This window comes from Microbacterium sp. CH1 (genome assembly GCF_001595495.1).
Taxonomy (GTDB): Bacteria; Actinomycetota; Actinomycetes; order Actinomycetales; family Microbacteriaceae; genus Microbacterium.
Genome location: NZ_LOSO01000011.1, coordinates 701,457 through 720,226 on the forward strand (window position 1 = coordinate 701,457; position 18,770 = coordinate 720,226).

The 18,770-nt window shown below is 70.3% G+C and carries 16 protein-coding genes; 3 read left to right on the forward strand and 13 right to left on the reverse strand.

The window, feature by feature from the left end:
* Positions 1 to 69: 69 nt before the first annotated feature.
* A complete protein-coding gene (locus AUV07_RS06780; protein ID WP_062634815.1) occupies positions 70 to 405 on the reverse strand; it encodes a hypothetical protein in 336 nt (111 codons plus the stop codon).
* Positions 402 to 872 carry a hypothetical protein gene (locus AUV07_RS06785; protein ID WP_062634817.1) on the reverse strand — a complete coding sequence of 157 codons (471 nt, stop codon included), beginning with the start codon at positions 870 to 872 and terminating at the stop codon, positions 402 to 404. The genes AUV07_RS06780 and AUV07_RS06785 overlap by 4 nt, the downstream gene beginning before the upstream one ends.
* Positions 873 to 955: 83 nt before the next feature.
* Here AUV07_RS06785 and AUV07_RS06790 point away from each other — a divergent pair, with 83 nt between their 5' ends.
* On the forward strand, positions 956 to 1,906 hold the full coding sequence (locus AUV07_RS06790) for a hypothetical protein (protein WP_062634819.1): 951 nt from the start codon (positions 956 to 958) through the stop codon (positions 1,904 to 1,906).
* 2 nt (positions 1,907 to 1,908) lie between these two features.
* Here the strand turns inward: AUV07_RS06790 and AUV07_RS06795 are convergent, their stop codons facing one another.
* Positions 1,909 to 2,571, reverse strand: coding sequence for a GntR family transcriptional regulator (locus AUV07_RS06795; protein WP_062634822.1), 663 nt, complete (start codon positions 2,569 to 2,571; stop codon positions 1,909 to 1,911).
* A gap of 74 nt (positions 2,572 to 2,645) precedes the next feature.
* On the opposite strand from AUV07_RS06795, the gene AUV07_RS06800 reads away from it, so the two are divergent.
* Positions 2,646 to 5,480: an FAD-binding and (Fe-S)-binding domain-containing protein gene (locus AUV07_RS06800; protein ID WP_062634824.1), complete on the forward strand. Its 2,835-nt coding sequence runs from the start codon at positions 2,646 to 2,648 to the stop codon at positions 5,478 to 5,480.
* Positions 5,481 to 5,537: 57 nt separating this feature from the next.
* Here AUV07_RS06800 and AUV07_RS06805 read toward each other — a convergent pair whose 3' ends face one another.
* From AUV07_RS06805 to AUV07_RS06830, 6 genes are all read right to left on the reverse strand, one after another.
* Positions 5,538 to 6,887 carry an alpha-L-fucosidase gene (locus AUV07_RS06805; protein WP_062634826.1) on the reverse strand — a complete coding sequence of 450 codons (1,350 nt, stop codon included), beginning with the start codon at positions 6,885 to 6,887 and terminating at the stop codon, positions 5,538 to 5,540.
* The gene (locus tag AUV07_RS06810) at positions 6,884 to 8,431 is read right to left on the reverse strand and encodes a M81 family metallopeptidase (RefSeq protein ID WP_331709276.1); all 1,548 of its coding nucleotides are present in this window, start codon (positions 8,429 to 8,431) and stop codon (positions 6,884 to 6,886) included. Before AUV07_RS06810 ends, AUV07_RS06805 begins: the two co-directional genes overlap by 4 nt.
* Before the next feature lie 65 nt (positions 8,432 to 8,496).
* A complete protein-coding gene (locus tag AUV07_RS06815) occupies positions 8,497 to 9,471 on the reverse strand; it encodes an ROK family protein (RefSeq protein ID WP_062634830.1) in 975 nt (324 codons plus the stop codon).
* Positions 9,468 to 10,382 (reverse strand): carbohydrate ABC transporter permease, encoded by a 915-nt coding sequence (locus AUV07_RS06820; protein WP_025103274.1) that lies wholly within the window; start codon positions 10,380 to 10,382, stop codon positions 9,468 to 9,470. Before AUV07_RS06820 ends, AUV07_RS06815 begins: the two co-directional genes overlap by 4 nt.
* A complete protein-coding gene (locus AUV07_RS06825; RefSeq protein ID WP_025103273.1) occupies positions 10,372 to 11,277 on the reverse strand; it encodes a carbohydrate ABC transporter permease in 906 nt (301 codons plus the stop codon). The genes AUV07_RS06820 and AUV07_RS06825 overlap by 11 nt, the downstream gene beginning before the upstream one ends.
* A gap of 43 nt (positions 11,278 to 11,320) precedes the next feature.
* Positions 11,321 to 12,580 (reverse strand): ABC transporter substrate-binding protein, encoded by a 1,260-nt coding sequence (locus tag AUV07_RS06830; protein WP_062634832.1) that lies wholly within the window; start codon positions 12,578 to 12,580, stop codon positions 11,321 to 11,323.
* Positions 12,581 to 12,781: 201 nt separating this feature from the next.
* On the opposite strand from AUV07_RS06830, the gene AUV07_RS06835 reads away from it, so the two are divergent.
* Positions 12,782 to 13,933: an ROK family transcriptional regulator gene (locus AUV07_RS06835; protein ID WP_062634834.1), complete on the forward strand. Its 1,152-nt coding sequence runs from the start codon at positions 12,782 to 12,784 to the stop codon at positions 13,931 to 13,933.
* Between the two features lie 19 nt (positions 13,934 to 13,952).
* On the opposite strand, the gene AUV07_RS06840 is transcribed toward AUV07_RS06835, so the two are convergent.
* The 4 genes from AUV07_RS06840 to AUV07_RS06855 form a co-directional block, all read right to left on the reverse strand.
* Positions 13,953 to 15,218, reverse strand: a complete 1,266-nt coding sequence (locus AUV07_RS06840; RefSeq protein ID WP_062634837.1) for an alpha-L-fucosidase — start codon at positions 15,216 to 15,218, stop codon at positions 13,953 to 13,955.
* Between the two features lie 102 nt (positions 15,219 to 15,320).
* Complete coding sequence (gene ilvC / locus AUV07_RS06845) at positions 15,321 to 16,349, reverse strand: ketol-acid reductoisomerase (protein WP_062634839.1); 1,029 nt, start codon at positions 16,347 to 16,349, stop codon at positions 15,321 to 15,323.
* Positions 16,350 to 16,408: 59 nt separating this feature from the next.
* Complete coding sequence (ilvN, locus tag AUV07_RS06850) at positions 16,409 to 16,918, reverse strand: acetolactate synthase small subunit (RefSeq protein ID WP_025103268.1); 510 nt, start codon at positions 16,916 to 16,918, stop codon at positions 16,409 to 16,411.
* A gap of 3 nt (positions 16,919 to 16,921) precedes the next feature.
* On the reverse strand, positions 16,922 to 18,721 hold the full coding sequence (locus tag AUV07_RS06855; protein WP_025103267.1) for an acetolactate synthase large subunit: 1,800 nt from the start codon (positions 18,719 to 18,721) through the stop codon (positions 16,922 to 16,924).
* Positions 18,722 to 18,770 lie beyond the last annotated feature (49 nt).

Here is an 18,770-nt window from a genome sequence, read left to right on the forward strand (position 1 = left end):
CGCGATCGCGACAACTCTACCGGAGCGCCGGGACCGCTCCGTGCCGTGTGACGGCGTGACGGATCGGGCTCAGGCGCTGGGCAGCGTCAGACTCAGCGCGAGCAGGCTCATCCAGAACACCGCGACGATCCCGAGTCCGGCGAGGAACGTCAGGGCGAGCTCGCCCACCCGCCGCCGCCGCCCGATCGCGAAGGCGAACCCGAACACGAGGACGGGGAACACCACGCCGAACAGGAGCGTCGCCCATCCGGTGCCGGTGAGGCCGGTCTGGGCCATGGTGATGAGGTGGGCGACCGCGTTCCACACCGCGTAGGCGTAGAAGAGCCCGGCGAGGGCGATGACAGTCCAGACGAGCCAGCGCGGCGAGCCGGTCGCCACGGCGGACGGGGACTTCGGAGCGGTCATGAGCCGATCACCCCCACGGTCACGAACGGCCACGGCACGAGCAGCACGACGCCCGCCAGGAGCACAGCGGCGCGGATCCAGGAGGCCCGGCCCCTCGTCAGCACCCACGTCGCGAGGAACCAGAGCGCGGGGGCGGCGATCGCCAGCACGAACCAGGGCAGGAACATGAAATCCGCGACGAGGAACGAGGCGAGCGGCTGCAGCCGGAGACCGCCCGCGATCCAGCCGAGGGTGTAAAGCAGGTAGACGCCGCCGACGACGCCGACGAGGACCAGCATCGCGTTGCTGAGCCCGGAGGGCGCCGCGGTCGTCTCGTCCCCCGACGCCGGTGCGGACGCCGCGGGCGTGACGGCCTCGGCCGGGGTCGGTTCCGGAGCCGGCGTGGCGCGCCGTGCGGCGTCCCGGGGGCGTCGCTCCGCGCTGTCGTCGCCCTCCCAGCTCAGGGCGTCGTCCGAATCGGATGTCATCTCTCCAGCGTAGGACACCGCGGCCACTAGGCTCGGGGATGCCTCGGCGGGGTCGCCGGGCACTTTCGGGGGAAAGGACAACCATGGCCGAGAACGAGCAGACGTCGTCCGCCGCGCCGCGTCGTTCCGCGACCGGCGCCGCGACCGGAGAGCCGCCCGCGGGCTGGACGCCGAGCCCGGAGGCGAAGGCCTCCGCGACGCGCTTCCGCATCATCGCCGCCGTCCTCTGGGCGCTCGCGATCGCGGGCGAGGGCGTCGGCATCTTCTGGCTCCTGCGTCAGCGCGAGTTCGTCGACGAGGGCGGCGCGCTGCTCCGCGATCCGGACACCGGCCTCCTGGAAGAGCAGGGAGCGACCGCGCAGTTCCCGCAGTGGGCGTTCATCGCCCTGCTCGTCCTGCTGGTCGTGATCGCCGCGCTGTCGATCATCGGCTCGATCCTGTGGAAGAAGGCCAACACCCTCGACCCGGCGCGGCGCGCGGACAAGACACGTTTCTTCGTCCAGAACCAGCTCGGCGCGATCATCGCGGTCGTCGCCTTCCTCCCCCTGGTCATCCTCATCTTCCTGAACAAGGACATGGACAAAGGACAGAAGGCGACCGCCGGCATCGTCGGCATCGTCCTCGCCGTCCTCGCCGCGATCGTCGGCACGAGCTTCGCCCCGCCGTCCGTCGAGCAGTACACCGCGGACCAGTCCGCCGTGATCCAGCTCCTCGGGGCCGATGAGGTCGTGTGGGTCGACGGCGGCAAGGTCTATCACGTCTGCGACGAGGTGCCCGCGATCCAGACCGGCAGCGAGATCCGCACCGGCACCACCTCCGAGGCCATTGAGGCGGGGAAGATCCGGCTCACCCTGCAGTTCGCGTCGGAGCTGCGCACGTGCGGCCTCGCCGTGCCCGAGAACGCCGACGAGATCACCGAAGCCCTCCGCGCGATCCAGGCCGGCCAGGTCGACACGCCTCTCCCGGCGCCCGTCTGGGCTGACCCGACGGATGCGCCGATCCAGATCGAGGAGGCCCCCGCCGACGCGGGCTGACGTCAGGAGGCGCCCAGGGCCTCGACGAGGCGATCCTCCGCCGAGGCGAGGTGGGCACGCAGCACCGCGGCCGCGCGCTCCGCGTCCCCGGCGGCGACGGCCTCGAGCATCTCCGCGTGCTGCGCGGCGATGAGTTCCGCGTCGAGGAGACGCCGCCCCTGCACCTGCGCCATGCACAGCCGCACCTCGTCCAGCACGCTCCGGTACATGCGACTGGTGCGCTCGCTGCCCAGCCCGTCGATGAGGGCCGTGTGGAAACGGAGGTCGGGATCGACCGTCGCGGGATCGGGGCCCGGTGCCATCGCCTGCAGCTCGGCGTTCGCCGCCACAGCGGCCGCCGGCACGGCGGCGCTCTCCGCCAGTTCGCGCAGCGCCGCGCTCTCCAGCCGGATCCGGGTGCGGTAGACGTCGCGGACGGTCTCCGCCTCGATGCCGACCACACGCGCCGTGCGATGGGCCGTCCGCACGAGCAGTCCGCTGGCCACCAGCTGCTCGATGGCCGCTTTCGCGCTGGGGCGGGCGACGCCGTAGGCCTGGGAGACCGCCGCCTCGGTGAGCGGCTCCCCCGAGCGGATCTCGCCGGAGAGGATCCGGGTGCGTAGCTGTCCGGTCACGGCGTCGACCACGCCGACCACGCCGAGGGGGCGCTCCGCGATCGAGGTCATGCGGAACAGTCTAATGAGGCGTCCGTCCTTCAGTACACTTGTCTGACAATCTTCGAGCGGAGCAGAGGAGCACCGTGCCCACCACCCTCGACCACCCTCTCGACCCGGCGCTGCTGGGAGCCGAGACGCAGGTCCACGCCCGATCCATCGACCGGTTCGCCCGCGCGCACGACGCCTCGCATTACCTGCTCGTCCCGGACGCGGTGCTCTCCCCCGCGGACGCGGAGGGTGTCGCCCGCGCGTTCACGGCGGTCCGGGCGGCCGGGCGCGCGCTCACGTTCCGCTCCGGGGGCACCAGCCTCTCCGGACAGGGCATCAGCGGCGACATCCTCGTCGACACGCGCAGCCACTTCCGCGACATCCACATCGAAGACGACGGCGCCGCGGTCCGTGTCGGCCCCGGGGCCACCGTCCGGCAGGTGAACACACGACTGGCCCGGTACCGCCGCAAGCTCGGGCCGGATCCGGCCAGCGAGATCGCCTGCACGATCGGCGGCGTCGTCGCCAACAACTCCAGCGGCATGGCCTGCGGCATCACCGAGAACTCGTACCAGACGATCACCTCGATGGTCGTCGTGCTCCCCAGCGGGACGATTCTGGACACCGGACGCGCGGACGCCGCGGACGTGCTCCGCGCCGCGGAACCCGCCCTGTTCGCCGGGCTGTCGTCGCTCCGGGAGCGGTTGCTCGCCTCGCCCGAGAACGTCGCCTTCCTCCGGCAGCAGTTCTCGATGAAGAACACCATGGGCTACGGACTGAACGCCCTGCTCGACTTCGACGACCCGGTGCGGATCCTCGAACACCTCCTCATCGGATCGGAAGGGACCCTCGGCTTCGTCGCGGAGGCCCGTTTCCGCACCATCGAGGTGCGCCCCGCGATCGCCACCGGTCTGCTCGTCTTCGACACCCTGTCGGCGGCGATGACCGCGCTCCCCGCACTCACGGAGCTCGGACTTGCGACGATCGAGCTCCTGGACGCCGCCTCACTGCGTGTCGCCCAGGGCCTGAGCGACGTCCCCGCCGCGATCTCCGAGATCGACGTCCAGGGCCACGCCGCCCTCCTCGTCGAGGTGCACGCCGCCGACGACGAGGGCCTCGCCGTCGCGAGCGCGACCGCCCAGGCGCACTTCGACGCCCTTCCTCTCGCCGTCGCTCCGCGACTGACCACGGATGCGGCAGAGCGCGCCGCGCTGTGGCACGTCCGCAAGGGCCTCTACACGGCGGTCGCCGGAGCGCGGCCGTCCGGCACGACCGCCCTCCTCGAAGACATCGTCGTCCCCGTCCCCCGGCTGCTGGCCACCTGCGAACGCCTGATCGAGCTGTTCGCGGAGCACGGCTACGAGGGGTCCGTCATCTTCGGGCACGCGAAAGACGGCAACGTCCACTTCCTGCTGAACGAGCGTTTCGACGACCCCGACAGCGTGGCGCGGTACCGCCGCTTCACGGACGACCTCGTCGAGCTCGTCCTCGCGCAGGAGGGATCCCTCAAGGCCGAGCACGGCACCGGCCGCATCATGGCGCCGTTCGTGCGGCGGCAGTACGGCGACGAGCTCACCGACATGATGTGGGAGATCAAGCGGCTGTTCGATCCGGACGGCATCCTCAACCCCGGCGTCGTGCTGTCCGACGACCCGGACTCCTATCTGCAGGATCTGAAGCGCGTGCCCACGGTCGAGCGCGAGGTGGACCGCTGCGTCGAGTGCGGGTACTGCGAGCCCACGTGCCCGAGCAAGAGCATCACGCTCACACCACGACAGCGCATCGTGCTGCGCCGGGACATGGCCTGGGCCGAGGAGCAGGGCGACACGACGCTGCTGCGCGACCTGCGCGCGGACTACGACTACGACGGCGTGCAGACCTGCGCGGTCGACGGCATGTGCGGCGTCGCGTGTCCGGTGGACATCAACACCGGCGACCTCGTCCGCCGCCTCCGCGCCGAGCAGGAGAACGCCGTGGAGGGGGCCGCGTGGGGAACGGCGGCGAAGCACTGGAGCACCGTCACGCGCGCCGGGGGCGTCGCCCTGACGGTCGCCGACGCGCTCCCCGTCCCGCTCGTGCGCGGCGCGACGCGGATCGGACGAGCGGTGCTCGGCGCCGACACCGTGCCCCTCTACGACGGCGGCCTGCCCCGCGGCGGCACTGCTCCGGCGCGACCGGTGTCCCCGCCCGATGCCCAGGCCGTCTTCTTCGGCGCCTGCATCGGCACGATGTTCGGCCCGGAGGACGAGGGCCCCGGCTCCCGCGACGCCCTGCGCGCGCTGCTCGACCGCGCCGGGATCCCCGTCGTGGTCCCGGAGGAGAACGGCGGGCTCTGCTGCGGGACGCCGTGGAAGTCCAAGGGACACCTCGACGGCTACCGCCTCATGTCGGACCGGGTGCTGGCCTCGCTCTGGGACGCCAGCCGTCACGGGGAGCTCCCGGTCGTCTGCGACGCCGCCTCCTGCACCGAGGGCCTCGACGTGATGCTCACCCAGGCCGTCGCCGCCCATCCGGAGTACGCCGGTCTGCGCATCGAGGACGCCACCACGTTCGTCGCGCGGGAGGTGCTGCCGCGCCTCTCCGTCGATGCGAAGCTCCCCTCGATCGCCGTGCACCCGACCTGTTCGACGACCGCGCTCGGCGCGACCGGGGCACTGACGGCGATCGCTGCCGCCGTTGCCGACGAGGTCTTCGTGCCCGACGGCTGGGGCTGCTGCGCGTTCGCCGGCGACCGAGGAATGCTGCACCCCGAGCTCACCGCGAGCGCGACGGCCCAGGAATCGGCCGAAGTCGCCGCGGCCGATACGGCCCGCGGCGGCTTCGACGCGTTCGTGTCGGCCAACCGCACCTGCGAGATCGGCATGACCCGCGCCACCGGCCGCCCGTACCGCCACGTGATCGAGGTTCTCGAGGAGCGCACGCGCCCCTAGTCCAGCGACGAAGGGCCCCGTCGGATCACCGACGGGGGCCCTTCTGCGGAGCCTGTGTCAGGCGCCGTGCGCGGTGAGCACGGCGACCGGAGCCTCGCGGAGTCCGGCCGGGATCACGATGCGGGTCGAACCGCCGTCCGCGAACGTCTGGGCCGGAGTCCCGTCCGCCCACGACAGCGCAGCGCCCGCGAGCTCGGACGGCAGCTCGAACTCGCCTGCCGCCGGGTCCAGCGCGTGCATGTGCACCGCATCGGTCGACGTGGTGTAGCGACGAGGAGCCCCCGTCCGCTCCCCTATCCGCGTCCAGGGCCGTGTGCCGTAGATCGCCGCGCCGTTCACGGACAGCCAGCCGCCGAGCTCCTGCATCGCCTTCCGCTGCAGCGCCGGAATGGACCCGTCCGCCGCGGGACCCACGTTGATGAGCAGGTTGCCGTTCTTCGCGACGACGTCGACGAGGAGCCGGATCAGGGCCGCCCCGGAGAGCGAGTGCCGCTCGTCCTCCGCCTGGTTGAACCCGAACGAGTAGCCGAGCCCGCGGGTCGACTCCCAGGGCTCGGGGATGATGTCCGGGATGTCCGTGTATTCGCGGGTGAGGAAGCCGTGGTACGGCACGCCCCACCGGTCGTTGACGACGCCGTCCGGGACGGCGTCGAAGTAACGCCGCAGCAGTGCGGCCACGGCGTAGTCCTCCGTGCCCTTGCCGCCGTCCGGCCACTCGATGTCGTTCCACAGCACGTCGGGCGCGAACCGGTCCACGAGCTCCTCGAGCTGCGCGGCGGCGTACTGGGAGAAGTGGGCGTCGTTGCGACGGAACCGGAACAGGTCGGTGTCCGACTCGATCGGCGGGAAGTCGCTCACGTGCCAGTCGAGCGCTCCGGAGTAGTACACGCCGAACCTGGCCCCGGCCCGCCGCGTGGCGTCGTGGAACTCGGAGATGAGGTCGCGACGAGGGCCGCGCGCGACGGCGTTGAATCCCGTCGTGGCGGTGTCCCACAGACAGAACCCCTCGTGGTGCTTGGTCGTGGGCACGACATAGCGGGCCCCCGCCGACACCAGCTCACCGACGAAGGCGTCGGCATCGAACGCGGCGGCGTCCCATCGGTCGGCGAGGTCCTCGTACGAGGTCCCGGGTCCGTAGGTGCGCTGGTGGCGCTCCCACGTCGGGCTCCCCGGGATGCGGACCGTGTTGCCGTACCACTCCGCGTACTGGTGCCACGCGTAGGCGTCCTCGGTGGGGATGTTCACGCCCTCGCCGTGCTGCACGGCCCACGCCGGGACGGAGTACAGGCCCCAGTGCACGAAGAAGCCGAGCTTGGCGTCGCGGTACCAGTCCGGCACGCCGTTCGCCGGGTAGACCGGGGCCGTCGCACCGAAGTCGGGGCCGGTGCGCTTCTCGAAGTTCATCATGATGCCGTGTCCTCCTCATCGGCGCCGCGGCGCACGACCACCGCGGTCAGGTCGGGGTCGCCGGTCGTGTCGAACGGGAACACCCCGGGACGCACGCGGTGGTGCCCGAGCCGGAGCAGGTCCTGGTCGACCCCGCCCGGGGTGAGCGCCAGCGTCCATCCCGCGGCCAGCTCATACAGCTCCGGCTCCAGATAGCCGATCTTCACGACCACGACGTCGGCCGTCGTCGGCTCGAGTCCCAGCATCCGGAAGTCGGAGAGGTGGTGGAAGGGCTTGCGGCGCGCGGTCACGATGGCGTGCAGCCCGCCGACCGCGATCACCACCTGGGTGTCGGCGTCCGGGTCGCCATCGGTGACGGAGAACACCGTGCCGGTGATCTCGACCGGTCCGTGGGGCCCGGAGTCGACCGCGGCTCCGGCGGACAGCGTGACCGTCGCACCGACGCCCGCCTCCACGGCTTCGGCGACGGCCCGCGGATCGAAGATCGAGGCGACCAGCGTCGTGTGCGTCCCGTCGGTGAGCTCGGGTCGCTGGAGCAGGTGGGCGAGGGTCCAGGTCACATCCCCCGCTCCCCCGGCCGTCGGGTTGTCCCCGGAGTCGGAGATCACGTACGGACGCGGGGCTCCGGACGCCAGAGCCTCCTCCAGCGCCTCGTCGAGGCTTCCGGTCTTCGCGACGAACACGAAGTCCTCCCGCGCCTCCCAGAACATCCGGGCCACGCGCTCCGCTTCCCGGGCGATGACCTCCCGGTCGTCCCCGGTGACCACGACGTAGGCCTGACAGCGCGGCTCGTCCGCCCACGCGTAGCCGATCCACACCGAGGCGTCGACGACACCGGGCAGGGCCTCGATCTCGGGGAGCTCGGCATAGATGCTCTGCGCGGGCTCCAGCCGCGTGCTCGTCTTCTCCCCCGGCAGCAGCACGGGTACGGGCACCCAGGCGGTGAAGGGCCGCCGCGCCTGCACGTCGCCGCCGTGCGGGCCGCGGAGACGGTCGAGCAGGTTCCACACCGCCCGCTCCTTCGTGTTGAGCCAATCCTCGTGCGGGGCCATGCGATAGCAGGTGAGCAGATCCACCGCGTCGCGCAGCGTCTCCGACACGTTCCCGTGCAGGTCCATCGACGTGGAGACGAGGGTGTCCGGCCCCAACGCCGCGCGCACCGCGAGGGCCAGATCACCCTCGGCATCGTCCATCCCGACGACGCTCATCGCGCCGTGGATGTCGAAGAAGAAGCCGTCGAGCGGCCCCTGCGCGCGGATCCCCTCGACGAGCGCCTCCTTCATCCGCTGATAGGTGTCCGGGTCCACGGCGCCGCCGGGCAGCGACCGGCCGTGGGTGAGCGGGACCCACTCCGCGGCCTCGGCGAGCTCACGCCCGGCATCGAGGAACGGGTAGTACGCGCGCAGCGCGTCTCCGGTCCGGATCGTGAAGGCCTCGTCCCCGGAGATGTGCGGGGAGAACGTGCTCGACTCGATGGAGATGCCGCCGATGCCGATCCGGGGCCGCGCGAGCCCGCCCTCGGCGAGCGGCGGCAGCGGACCCATCCAGATCTCGTGGGCTTCCGGGCGTGCGGTCACGGTGCTGTTCTCCTCTGCGGTCGCAGTCGTGGTCAGGAAACGGGGGCGAGGGCGCGCCGGGCGCTCTCGATGGCGCCGAGCGCGACGGCGTCGGCGCCCAGGACGGCGGGAACGATGCGCAGCGCGATGCCGGACACCGGGGCGTCGGTGCGCAGGGTCTGCTCGATAGATGGCGACAGGAGGTCCCAGGCCGCCGTGACCCCGCCGCCGACGATGGCGGTCGGCAGGTCGAGGAGCGTCGCGGCGCTCGCACAGGCGAGAGCGAGCGCACGCCCGGCGTCGTCGAACACCGCGCGGGCGTCGGCGTCGCCGGCCCTGGCGGCCTCCGCGACCTCCCTGGCATCGTTGACCGGACGCCCGGTGCGCTCCTCGAAGCGCCGGGCGATCGACGTCCCGGAGGCCAGGGTCTCCAGGTGACCGGTCTGCCCGCAGGTGCAGCCGAGGTCGCTGTAACCGGGCGTGTGCCCGATCTCCCCGGCCGCGCCGTGCGGGCCGTGGTGCAGCTCCCCGCCGATGACCAGCGCGCCGCCGACGCCCGTGCCGAGCATCACACCGAGCACATCGGGCACGCTCGGACCCGCCGCGGCGGCTTCACCGAGGAGGAAGGCGTTCACGTCGTTCTCCACCCGCACCGGGACGCCGAGGCGCTGCGCCAGCTCCGGGCCGAGCGGGAAACCCGCCCAGTCCGCGAACAGGGCGGACGCGGCGCGGATGGTGCCGCTCTCGTGGTCGATGACCCCCGCGGCGCCCACCCCCACCGCGGCGACCGTGACACCGGCCTCGGCTGCGAGCCGCGCGACGAGACCGGCCGCCGCATCCGCCATCGCCGCGCCGCCGACGCTCGCGGGCGCCGGTACGCTCCCGCGTGCGAGGACGACTCCGAAGGCGTCCACGACGAGGGCCGCGATCTTCGTGCCCCCGATGTCCACCCCGGCCAGCGCCAGGTCGGCCGCGAGGCCTGTGGTGGTTCGTCGAGGGTCGTCCGTCTGCTGCCCGACGGCGCTCATCGTCCGCCCAGTCCGGCCATCGCGATGCCCTTAACCAGGTGCTTCTGCAGCACGATCACGAGCAGGGTGGTGGGGATCATCGAGATGATGGCGGCGGCCATCTGCAGGTCCCAGCGGGTGCCGGTGAGGCCGGCGAAGCTCGCCAGACCGACGGGCAGCGTGCCGTGCGCGTTGTAGTCGACGGTGACGATGAGGGGCCAGAGGTAGCTGTTCCAGAACGAGAGGAAGGTGAAGACTGCGAGCACGGCGACCGCGGACTTCGACAGCGGCAGGATGATCTGCAGGAACGACCGGACGGGACCCGCGCCGTCGACACGGGCCGCCTCCTCCAGCTCGTAGGGGATGCCGCGGAAGAACTGCCGCATCAGGAACGTGCCGAAGGCGCCGAACGCGAAGGGCAGGATGAGCGCCTGATAGGTGTCGACCCAGTTGAACCACTGCATGACCTGGAACATGGGGATGACGAGCACCTCGGCGGGCACCATCAGGGTGGCGAGGAAGAGGACGAACACCGCGTCCCTGCCCTTCCACCGCAGGCGCCCGAACGCGTATCCGGCCGTGGTCGACACCACGAGCACGACCAGGGTGCCGCCGATCGCCACGATGAACGAGTTCATGATGTACGTCAGGAACGGTCCGTAGGCGAAGACGTCGACGAAGTTGCTCCAGCGGATCTCGGAGCCCACGAGGGTGGGCGGCATCGAGAACATCTCGGAGTTCGGCTTGAGGGCCGAGAAGAACGCGTAGACGAGCGGCGCGATGAAGATGAGCGCCGCGACGTAGATGGTGACGTGCGCGAGGATCAGCCGGGCACGGGCGCCGGGCGTTGTCGCCGCGCCGCGGGCCCGCTCGCGCTCGCGCTGACGCCGCGGGGCGGTGCCGGTGGGCCGGACGAGGGTCTCAGTGCTCATAGTGCACCCACTTCTTCTGTGCGGCGAACTGGATGCCCGTGATCGCGATGATGATCGCGAAGAGGATCCATGCGGCGGCGGCGGCGAGCCCGAGGTCGCCGAAGGTGAAGCCCTGCTCCCAGATGTACATCACGAGAGGCTTGGTGGCGTTGCCGGGGCCGCCTCCGGTGAGCATCTGCGGCTGGACGAAGACCTGGAGCGAGGTGATCATCGTCATGATCGTCGCGAAGAAGATCGACGGCGAGATCATCGGGATGATGATGCTCCAGACCCGCCGGAACCCCTGCGCACCGTCGATACTGGCGGCCTCCAGCACGCTCTCCGGGAGCTGCTCGAGGGCCGCGGAGAAGATCAGCATGTTGTAGCCGAGACCCTGCCAGACGCTCATGACGACGACCATGATCATCGCCCAGTTGGGGTCGGCGAGGAAGTTCGGCAGCTCGATGCCGAACCAGGTGACCGAGAGGCCGTTGAAGAGCCCCTGGGGCTGCAGCATCATCTTCCACACCAGGACGTTCGCGACCATCGGGGTCACGACGGGGATGAAGAAGAGGACGCGCAGGGCACCGCGGCCGCGGATGCGGGGGCCGAGTCCGAGGGCGAGCACGAGCGAGAGAGCGACGCTCAACGGCACGTACAGCAGCGTGTACACGGCCGAGTTCCGCAGCGCGGGCCAGAAGTCCGGACTGCTGGTGAACAACTTGACGTAGTTGTCCACCCCGTTGAAGGTGCGTTCGCCGAAGGTCGGCCAGTCGAACACGCTCATCACGATCGACAGCCCCACGGGCACGATCGTGAACAGGGCGAGGCCCACCAGGGCCGGGCTTGCGAAACCCAGCGCCTGGCGGCCCTCGACCTTGGCGAGCGATCCTCGACGTCTCGTCGTGATCGTCATCTCGTCGTCTTTCTCTGTTACTGCTGTGCGGGCCGGATCCGGCTCACTCGCCGAACTGCGCCTGGGCGTTCGACAGCAGCTCCTCCATCGTCATCTGGCCGTTGTAGACGCTGACGAGGTTGGGCTGGATGTAGCTGTCGAGCTTCTGCCAGTTCTTGGTCATGTAGAGCGGCACCGTGTCGCCGAACGCGGCCTCGAACACCGACTGGACCTGGTCCCGGTACTGCTCGTCGATCGACTCGAAGTACAGCGGCTGCGACGAGGTGCGGGCCGGGTAGGAGCGGCCGGACGAGGCGATGTAGTCCTGCGCGTCCTCGCCGACGAGGGAGCCGAGCACCTTCAGCGCGGCCTCCGGGTTCTTGCAGTTCTCGGCGATGCCGTAGCCGGAGCCGAGGATGGGACCGGGGTTGCCGTCCACGCCGGCGGGCAGCGGCACCATGCCGGCGGCGAAGCCGGACTCGTTGTTGAGGTAGCTGACCGCGTTCCAGGTGCCGTCGACGGCCATCGCCGCGTTGCCGCCCGTGTACTGGTTCTCGCCCCAGCCGGTGTCCGACGCGGAGGCGACCGGAGCCGCGACCTTCTTCTCGGTGACCAGGCCGGCGTACCAGGACGCCGCGTCGACGAAGTCCTCGTCGTCGATGTGCAGTGTGCCGTCTTCGGAGGCGGGCTGCGTGGCGGAGTACGCGATCGGCATCGACATCCACTGGTAGCCGCCCATGCCCATGCCGAAGCCGTACTTGCCGTCCTTCGTGGCGTCGGCCGCGATCGTGGCGAAGTCGTCGAACGTCCAGCCGATCTCCGGAGTCGCGGCGCCGGTGGCCGTCAGCATGTCCTGGTTGTAGTAGACGAGCATGGTGGCGACGTCGAACGGCACGCCGTAGACCTTGCCCTCGAAGCTGAGGATGCCGTCCGCGCTCGGGTTGAACTCCGACCAGTCGATGCCGGCGGTCTCGAGGTCCTCGTCGCTGAGCTGACGGAAGCCCGCCGTGTAGCCGCCGAGCTGCGCACCGCTCATGCCGGTGATGCAGGCCATGTTGCCGCTGGCCATGTTGGTGGTGAGCTTCGTGAAGAAGTCGCTCCACGGCGAGGTCTGCAGCTTGATCTCGATGTCCGGGTTCTGCTTCTGCGCGAACTCGATCTGCGCCTCCAGCGCGTCGACGTCCGACTCGCTGCCGGCCCACATGTCCACGACGACGGTGTCGCCGTCGGCCGAGCCTCCGGATCCCCCGCTGCTCGCACAGCCGGTCATCGCCACGGCCACGCCCGCGACAGCGGCGACAGCCCCCACACGCAACTTCTTCATTGAATGCCTCCTGAGAAGGGAACGGTTATTTCGAGACTCGAACTAACCAAGTAGGATTTCGTATGAAGTTACGCTGTCATAGTTCGCAGGGTGCCGCAAGCTGAACATCCGATGTTTATCGGGTGGTGATAATTCGTCACGCCTCCGAAACATGCGACATCCCCCCGCTACGCTGACCATGCTCCGAGACGAAGGACCTCCATGACGAACCCCGCCGACACCCCCGTCGACGACCCGCACACACGGCGCATCCTCGACTTCGTCGCGCGCGGGCAGGCCCGCTCCCGCTCGGAGCTCGCCTCCGCTCTCGGCGTGGCCGCCTCCACCGTCGGCCTGCGCGTGCAGGCGCTTCTCGATGCCGGCGTGCTGGAGGAGGCCGGGGCCGGCACTTCCCGCGGCGGACGACGGCCGCGCGTGCTCCGGATCGCCGGCGACGGCATCGTGCTGTCCGCCGATCTCGGCGGGCGCCATGCCCGCATCGGCCGGCACGACCTCAGCGGCGGCCTGCTCCGCTCGGAGACCATCGCGATCGACGTCGCGGACGGCCCGGAGGCGACACTGGAGAGAGTGTCGGAGGTGTTCGAGCGCCTGCTCGCCGAGACGCGAGTCCACGCGATCGGGGTGAGCCTGCCCGGCCCCGTCGACGTCGAGACCGGCGCCGTGGATCAGCCCTCGCGGATGCCGGGGTGGCCCGGATTCCGCGTCGGCGAGCACCTCTCGGCACGCCACGGCGTTTCCGTCTTCGTCGACAACGACGCCAACCTCGCCGCCCTCGGCGAGCACCGTCGCCAGCTCGGGCACACCCAGCACAGCATCACCGTCAAGGCGGGCACCGCGATCGGCAGCGGGATGATCGTGGACGGCCACATCCACCGCGGGGCCACCGCTGCGGCCGGCGACATCACGCACACGCGGATCGACGGCAGCGGGGACATCCCCTGCTCCTGCGGCAACACCGGCTGCCTGGAGACGGTGGCCAGCGGCGCGAGCCTCGTCCGCCAGATGCGCGAGCGCGGCAACACCGTCGTCCGCACCACGGCCGACGTGCTGACACTGGCACGGGACGCGGACCCGCTGGCGACGACGCTCGTCCGCACGGCGGGGACCCACCTGGGTCAGGCGCTCTCCGGGGTCGTGAACTTCTTCAACCCGCATGCCCTCTTCCTGACCGGGAGCATGAGCGCCTCCGAGCCGTTCATCGCCGCGGTGCGCAGCCGGGTCTACGAGGCCTGCCACCCGCTCGCGACCCAGCGCCTGCGGATCGAAGCCGCAGCCACCGGAGCGGACGCGATCCTGCACGGCGCCGCACGCCTCGCGCTGGAGGGCATGGAGATCCCGGTGGCGACGGCCTGAGCCGCCGCCACCGACGGCCTCACTCCCCCGTCAGGCGCAGCTCGATGACCGGCATCAGCACGTCGGGACGCCGCACCGGGAGATGCACCGTGAGCGTCCCCTCGGCCTCGCCTGCCGGCGTCATCAGGTCGGCCTGCTGGTCCGGGTCGCTGACGCTCGTACGCAGCCAGGACCCGTCGTTCAGCAGGCGCGCATACGAGACCTTGCCCGCAAGGCCGGGCAGATGCACGAAGCCCAGCGGCCAGCTGAACAGGCTCAGGTAGAGCCGGTCGCCGCGGAGCGTGTACACGCCCTCTCGGGGCGGCGTGAACGGCGCGTGGCCGGCCCCGATCACGGCGCGGTCGTGGAGGCGCATCCACTCCCCGATCTCGGCGAGAGTCGCCGCGTCCCGGGGCGCGATCGCCCCGCGCCCGTCCGGACCGATGTTGAGCAGCATGTTGCCGCCCATCGACACCGAGTCGACGAGCATCTGCACGAGCAGCACCGGCGACTTCTGGTCGGTGTTGTCCCGGTGATAGCCCCAGGAGCCGTTGAGCGTCTGGCACGCCTCCCACACCAGGGGCACCCCGTCGCGGACGATCGGAGCCGTCGGCTGGTACTGCTCGGGCGTCACGAAGTCCGCGGGGATGCCGAGCCGGTCGTTGACGAGCATGTCCGGCTGCAGCTCGCGACACAGCGCGAGCAGCGCCTCGGCGTCCCAGTCCTGCGGTCCCTTCCCCTCCCAGCCGTCCTTGGACTCCGGGTAGGTGAAGTCGAAGAACAGGTAGTCGATGTCGCCGTACTCGGTGAGCAGCTCGCGGACCTGGCCGTGCAGGTACTCGCGGTAACGGGCCATGTCGCGCCCCTCGTTCAGGGCGTGCGCGTTCTCGTCGTCGCGTCGGGGGTGGTTCCAGTCCACCGTGAAGTCGGGGTGATGCCAGTCGATGACCGAGTGGTAGAGGCCGACGCGGATGCCCTCGGCACGAAGGGCGTCGACGTACTCGCGCACGAGGTCCCGCCCGACCGCCGTGACGGAGGTGAAGTCGGTCAGCTTCGAGTCCCAGAGGCAGAAGCCGTCGTGGTGCTTCGTCGTGAGCACGACGTAGCCCATCCCCGTCTCCTTGGCGGTCTTCGCCAGGGCCGCGGCATCGAAGAGGTCGGGATCGAAGTTGTCGAAGTAGGGGCGGTACTCCTCGTCGGTGAGGCGTTCGTAGTTCTGCACCCACTCGTGCCGCGCGGCCCCGCTGTAGAGGCCGAAGTGGACGAACATGCCGAAGCGGGCGTCATCAAACCATTCCTGTCGCATGCGTCCATCCTGGCATAGACATCCGATGTCTGCGCCCCGGAATGCCGTACGGAACGCCGAACGGGCGCCCCCGGAGGGACGCCCGTTCGTTCGCGAGTCGAATCAGCGCGCGGCGCTGCCGTCGACGTAGTCCTCGTCCTGCTGCTTCCAGGCGAAGAGCGAACGCAGCTCCTTGCCGGTCGCCTCGATGGGGTGCTGCTCCTCCTTGGCACGGAGGGCGAGGAACTCCTCGGCCCCGTTGTCCTGATCCTCGATGAAGCGCTTCGCGAACGCACCGGACTGGATGTCGGACAGGACGCCCTTCATGCTCTCCTTGACGCGCTCGTCGATCACGCGCGGGCCGGAGACGTAGTCGCCGAACTCGGCGGTGTCGGAGATCGACCAGCGCTGCTTGGCGATGCCGCCCTCCCACATGAGGTCGACGATGAGCTTGAGCTCGTGCAGCACCTCGAAGTAGGCGATCTGCGGCTGGTAGCCCGCCTCGACGAGGGTCTCGAAGCCCGCCTGCACCAGGTGGCTCATGCCACCGCAGAGCACGGCCTGCTCGCCGAACAGGTCGGTCTCGGTCTCCTCGGTGAAGGTCGTCTTGATGACGCCGGCGCGGGTGCCGCCGATCGCCTTCGCGTACGAGAGCGCGAGGTCCCAGGCCTGGCCGGACGCGTCGCGCTCGACGGCGATGATGTCCGGGATACCACGACCGGCGACGAACTCGCGACGCACGGTGTGACCGGGAGCCTTCGGCGCGACGAGGATCACGTCGACACCCTCGGGAGCATCGATGTAGCCGAAGCGGATGTTGAAGCCGTGCGCGAAGGCCAGGGTCTTGCCCGCCGTCAGGTTCGGGGCGATGGACTCGCTGTAGATCGTGCGCTGGTGCTGGTCCGGCGCGAGGATCATGATGACGTCGGCCCACTCGGTCGCCTCGGCGACGGTCCTCACGGGGAAGCCGGCCTCCTCGGCCTTCGCGGCGGACTTCGAGCCCTCCTTGAGGGCGATCGCGACCTCGACACCCGAGTCGCGCAGGTTCTGGGCGTGGGCGTGGCCCTGCGAGCCGTAGCCGACGATGGCGACCTTCTTGCCCTGGATCAGGGACAGGTCGGCGTCGTCGTCGTAGAAGATCTCGGTGCTCACTGGTTTCTCTCCTTGGTTGTGGTTGTGCGGGACGCGCGGTCCCTGAGTCTGTCGAAGGGTCAGCCGCGCAGGACGCGCTCGGTGATGCTCTTGCCGCCGCGGCCGATCGCGAGGAGGCCGGACTGGGCGATCTCCTTGATGCCGAAGGGCTCCAGAGCGCGCAGCAGCGCCTCGACCTTGCCCTTGTCCCCGGTGACCTCGATGACGAGGGCGTCGGCGGCGTAGTCGACGACCGAGGCGCGGAAGAGGTTGACGACCTCGATCACGTTCGAACGGCTGGCGTTGTCCGTGCGCACCTTCACGAGCATGTGCTCGCGCTGCACGGACGACGCCGGGTCGAGCTCGACGATCTTGATGACGTTGATCAGCTTGTTGAGCTGCTTGGTCACCTGCTCGAGCGGGAGCTCCTCCACGTCGACGACGACCGTGATGCGGGAGATCCCCGGCACCTCGGTCACGCCGACGGCGAGGGAGTCGATGTTGAAGCCCCGGCGCGCGAACAGGCCGGCGACGCGGGTCAGGAGGCCGGGGGTGTTCTCCACCAGCAAGCTCAGGACGTGGGTCGACATGGCTCAGTCCTCCTCGTCGAACGCGGGCGCGTGGTCGCGCGCGTACTGGACATAGCTGTTGCTGACCCCCTGCGGCACCATCGGCCACACCATGGAGTCGGCGCTCACGACGAAGTCGATCACCACGGGGCGGTCGTTCGTCTCCAGCGCGAGCTGGATGGCGGCGTCGACCTCCTCCTCCTTCTCCACGCGGATCGCGAGGCAGCCGTACGCCTCCGCGAGCTTCACGAAGTCGGGGATGCGGATCGTGCCGTGCCCGGTGTTCAAGTCGGTGTTGGAATGACGGCCGTCGTAGAAGAGCGTCTGCCACTGCCGGACCATGCCCAGCGACGAGTTGTTGATGATCGCGACCTTGATCGGGATGTTGTTGATCGCGCAGGTGGCGAGCTCCTGATTGGTCATCTGGAAGCAGCCGTCTCCGTCGATCGCCCAGACCTGGCGCTCCGGCTCCGCGACCTTGGCGCCCATGGCCGCCGGCACCGAGTAGCCCATCGTGCCCGCCCCGCCGGAGTTCAGCCAGGCGTTCGGACGCTCGTACTTGATGAACTGCGCGGCCCACATCTGGTGCTGTCCCACACCGGAGGCGAAGATGCCTTCCGGACCGGTGAGCTCGCCGATGCGCTGGATCACGTACTGCGGGGCGAGCAGACCGTCGGTCGTCGGCGCGTACCCGAGGGGGAACTCGTTGCGGAGCCCGTCGAGGTACGACCACCACTCCTCGATGTCGGGCTTCGCGTCGGCCGTCGCTCCGCGGAAGGCGGCGTCGAGGTCGGTGAGCACGTCGCGCACATCGCCCACGATCGGCACGTCGGCCGTGCGGATCTTGGAGATCTCCGCCGGATCGATGTCGACGTGCACGACCTTCGCGTGCGGCGCGAACAGCGCGGCCTTGCCGGTGACGCGATCGTCGAACCGGGCGCCGAGCGAGACGAGGAGGTCGGCCTCCTGCAGCGCGAGCACGGCGGGAACGGTGCCGTGCATGCCGGGCATGCCCAGGTGCTGCGGGTGCGAATCCGGGAACGCGCCGCGCGCCATCAGCGTCGTCACGACGGGCGCTCCGGTCGACTCGGCGAGCTCGAGCAGTTCCGCCGCGGCCCGGCCGCGGACGACGCCTCCGCCCACGTACAGCACCGGCTTCTTCGCCTCCGCGAGGAGGGCGGCGGCCGCCTGGATCTGCTTGCCGTGCGCCTTGGTCACCGGTCGGTACCCGGGGAGGTCGATCTTCGGCGGCCACACGAACGGGGCCGTCGCCTGCTGCGCATCCTTGGTGATGTCCACGAGCACCGGGCCGGGGCGCCCGGTGCCGGCGATCTCGTAGGCCGCGGCGATGGCGCCGGGGATGTCCGCGGCGTCCTTCACGAGGAACGAGTGCTTGGTGATCGGCATCGTGATCCCCACGATGTCGGCCTCCTGGAACGCATCCGTGCCCATCAGCGTCGAGAACACCTGACCGGTGATCGCCAGCAGCGGCACCGAGTCCATGTAGGCGTCGGCGATCGCCGTGACGAGGTTGGTCGCTCCGGGACCGGAGGTGGCGATGCACACGCCGACCTTGCCGGATGCGGACGCGTAGCCTTCGGCCGCGTGGCCGGCGCCCTGCTCGTGCCGCACGAGGATGTGGCGCAGCTGCGAGGCGTCCATGAGCGGGTCGTAGACCGGGAGGATCGCGCCGCCGGGAAGGCCGAAGACGTCCGTGACGCCGAGCAGCTCGAGCGAGCGGACGACGGCCTCCGCACCGGTGATCTCCGGAGCGGATGGGCGGGCGGGCGGCCTCGGCACGGCCGAGACGGAGTCAGCAGTCATGACTTTCCTTCTGATGAACTGTGCGGGACACCGGCGCTCCGATCGAGCG

Excerpts from the sequence above, each read along its gene's own strand:
- AUV07_RS06780 (WP_062634815.1), bottom strand. The coding sequence starts at position 405 with ATGACCGCTCCGAAGTCCCCGTCCGCCGTGGCGACCGGCTCGCCGCGC.
- AUV07_RS06785 (WP_062634817.1), bottom strand. The coding sequence starts at position 872 with ATGACATCCGATTCGGACGACGCCCTGAGCTGGGAGGGCGACGACAGC.
- AUV07_RS06790 (WP_062634819.1), top strand. The coding sequence starts at position 956 with ATGGCCGAGAACGAGCAGACGTCGTCCGCCGCGCCGCGTCGTTCCGCG.
- AUV07_RS06795 (WP_062634822.1), bottom strand. The coding sequence starts at position 2,571 with ATGACCTCGATCGCGGAGCGCCCCCTCGGCGTGGTCGGCGTGGTCGAC.
- AUV07_RS06805 (WP_062634826.1), bottom strand. The coding sequence starts at position 6,887 with ATGATGAACTTCGAGAAGCGCACCGGCCCCGACTTCGGTGCGACGGCC.
- AUV07_RS06810 (WP_331709276.1), bottom strand. The coding sequence starts at position 8,431 with ATGGGTCCGCTGCCGCCGCTCGCCGAGGGCGGGCTCGCGCGGCCCCGG.
- AUV07_RS06815 (WP_062634830.1), bottom strand. The coding sequence starts at position 9,471 with ATGAGCGCCGTCGGGCAGCAGACGGACGACCCTCGACGAACCACCACA.
- AUV07_RS06820 (WP_025103274.1), bottom strand. The coding sequence starts at position 10,382 with ATGAGCACTGAGACCCTCGTCCGGCCCACCGGCACCGCCCCGCGGCGT.
- AUV07_RS06825 (WP_025103273.1), bottom strand. The coding sequence starts at position 11,277 with ATGACGATCACGACGAGACGTCGAGGATCGCTCGCCAAGGTCGAGGGC.
- AUV07_RS06830 (WP_062634832.1), bottom strand. The coding sequence starts at position 12,580 with ATGAAGAAGTTGCGTGTGGGGGCTGTCGCCGCTGTCGCGGGCGTGGCC.
- AUV07_RS06835 (WP_062634834.1), top strand. The coding sequence starts at position 12,782 with ATGACGAACCCCGCCGACACCCCCGTCGACGACCCGCACACACGGCGC.
- AUV07_RS06840 (WP_062634837.1), bottom strand. The coding sequence starts at position 15,218 with ATGCGACAGGAATGGTTTGATGACGCCCGCTTCGGCATGTTCGTCCAC.
- ilvN (WP_025103268.1), bottom strand. The coding sequence starts at position 16,918 with ATGTCGACCCACGTCCTGAGCTTGCTGGTGGAGAACACCCCCGGCCTC.
- AUV07_RS06855 (WP_025103267.1), bottom strand. The coding sequence starts at position 18,721 with ATGACTGCTGACTCCGTCTCGGCCGTGCCGAGGCCGCCCGCCCGCCCA.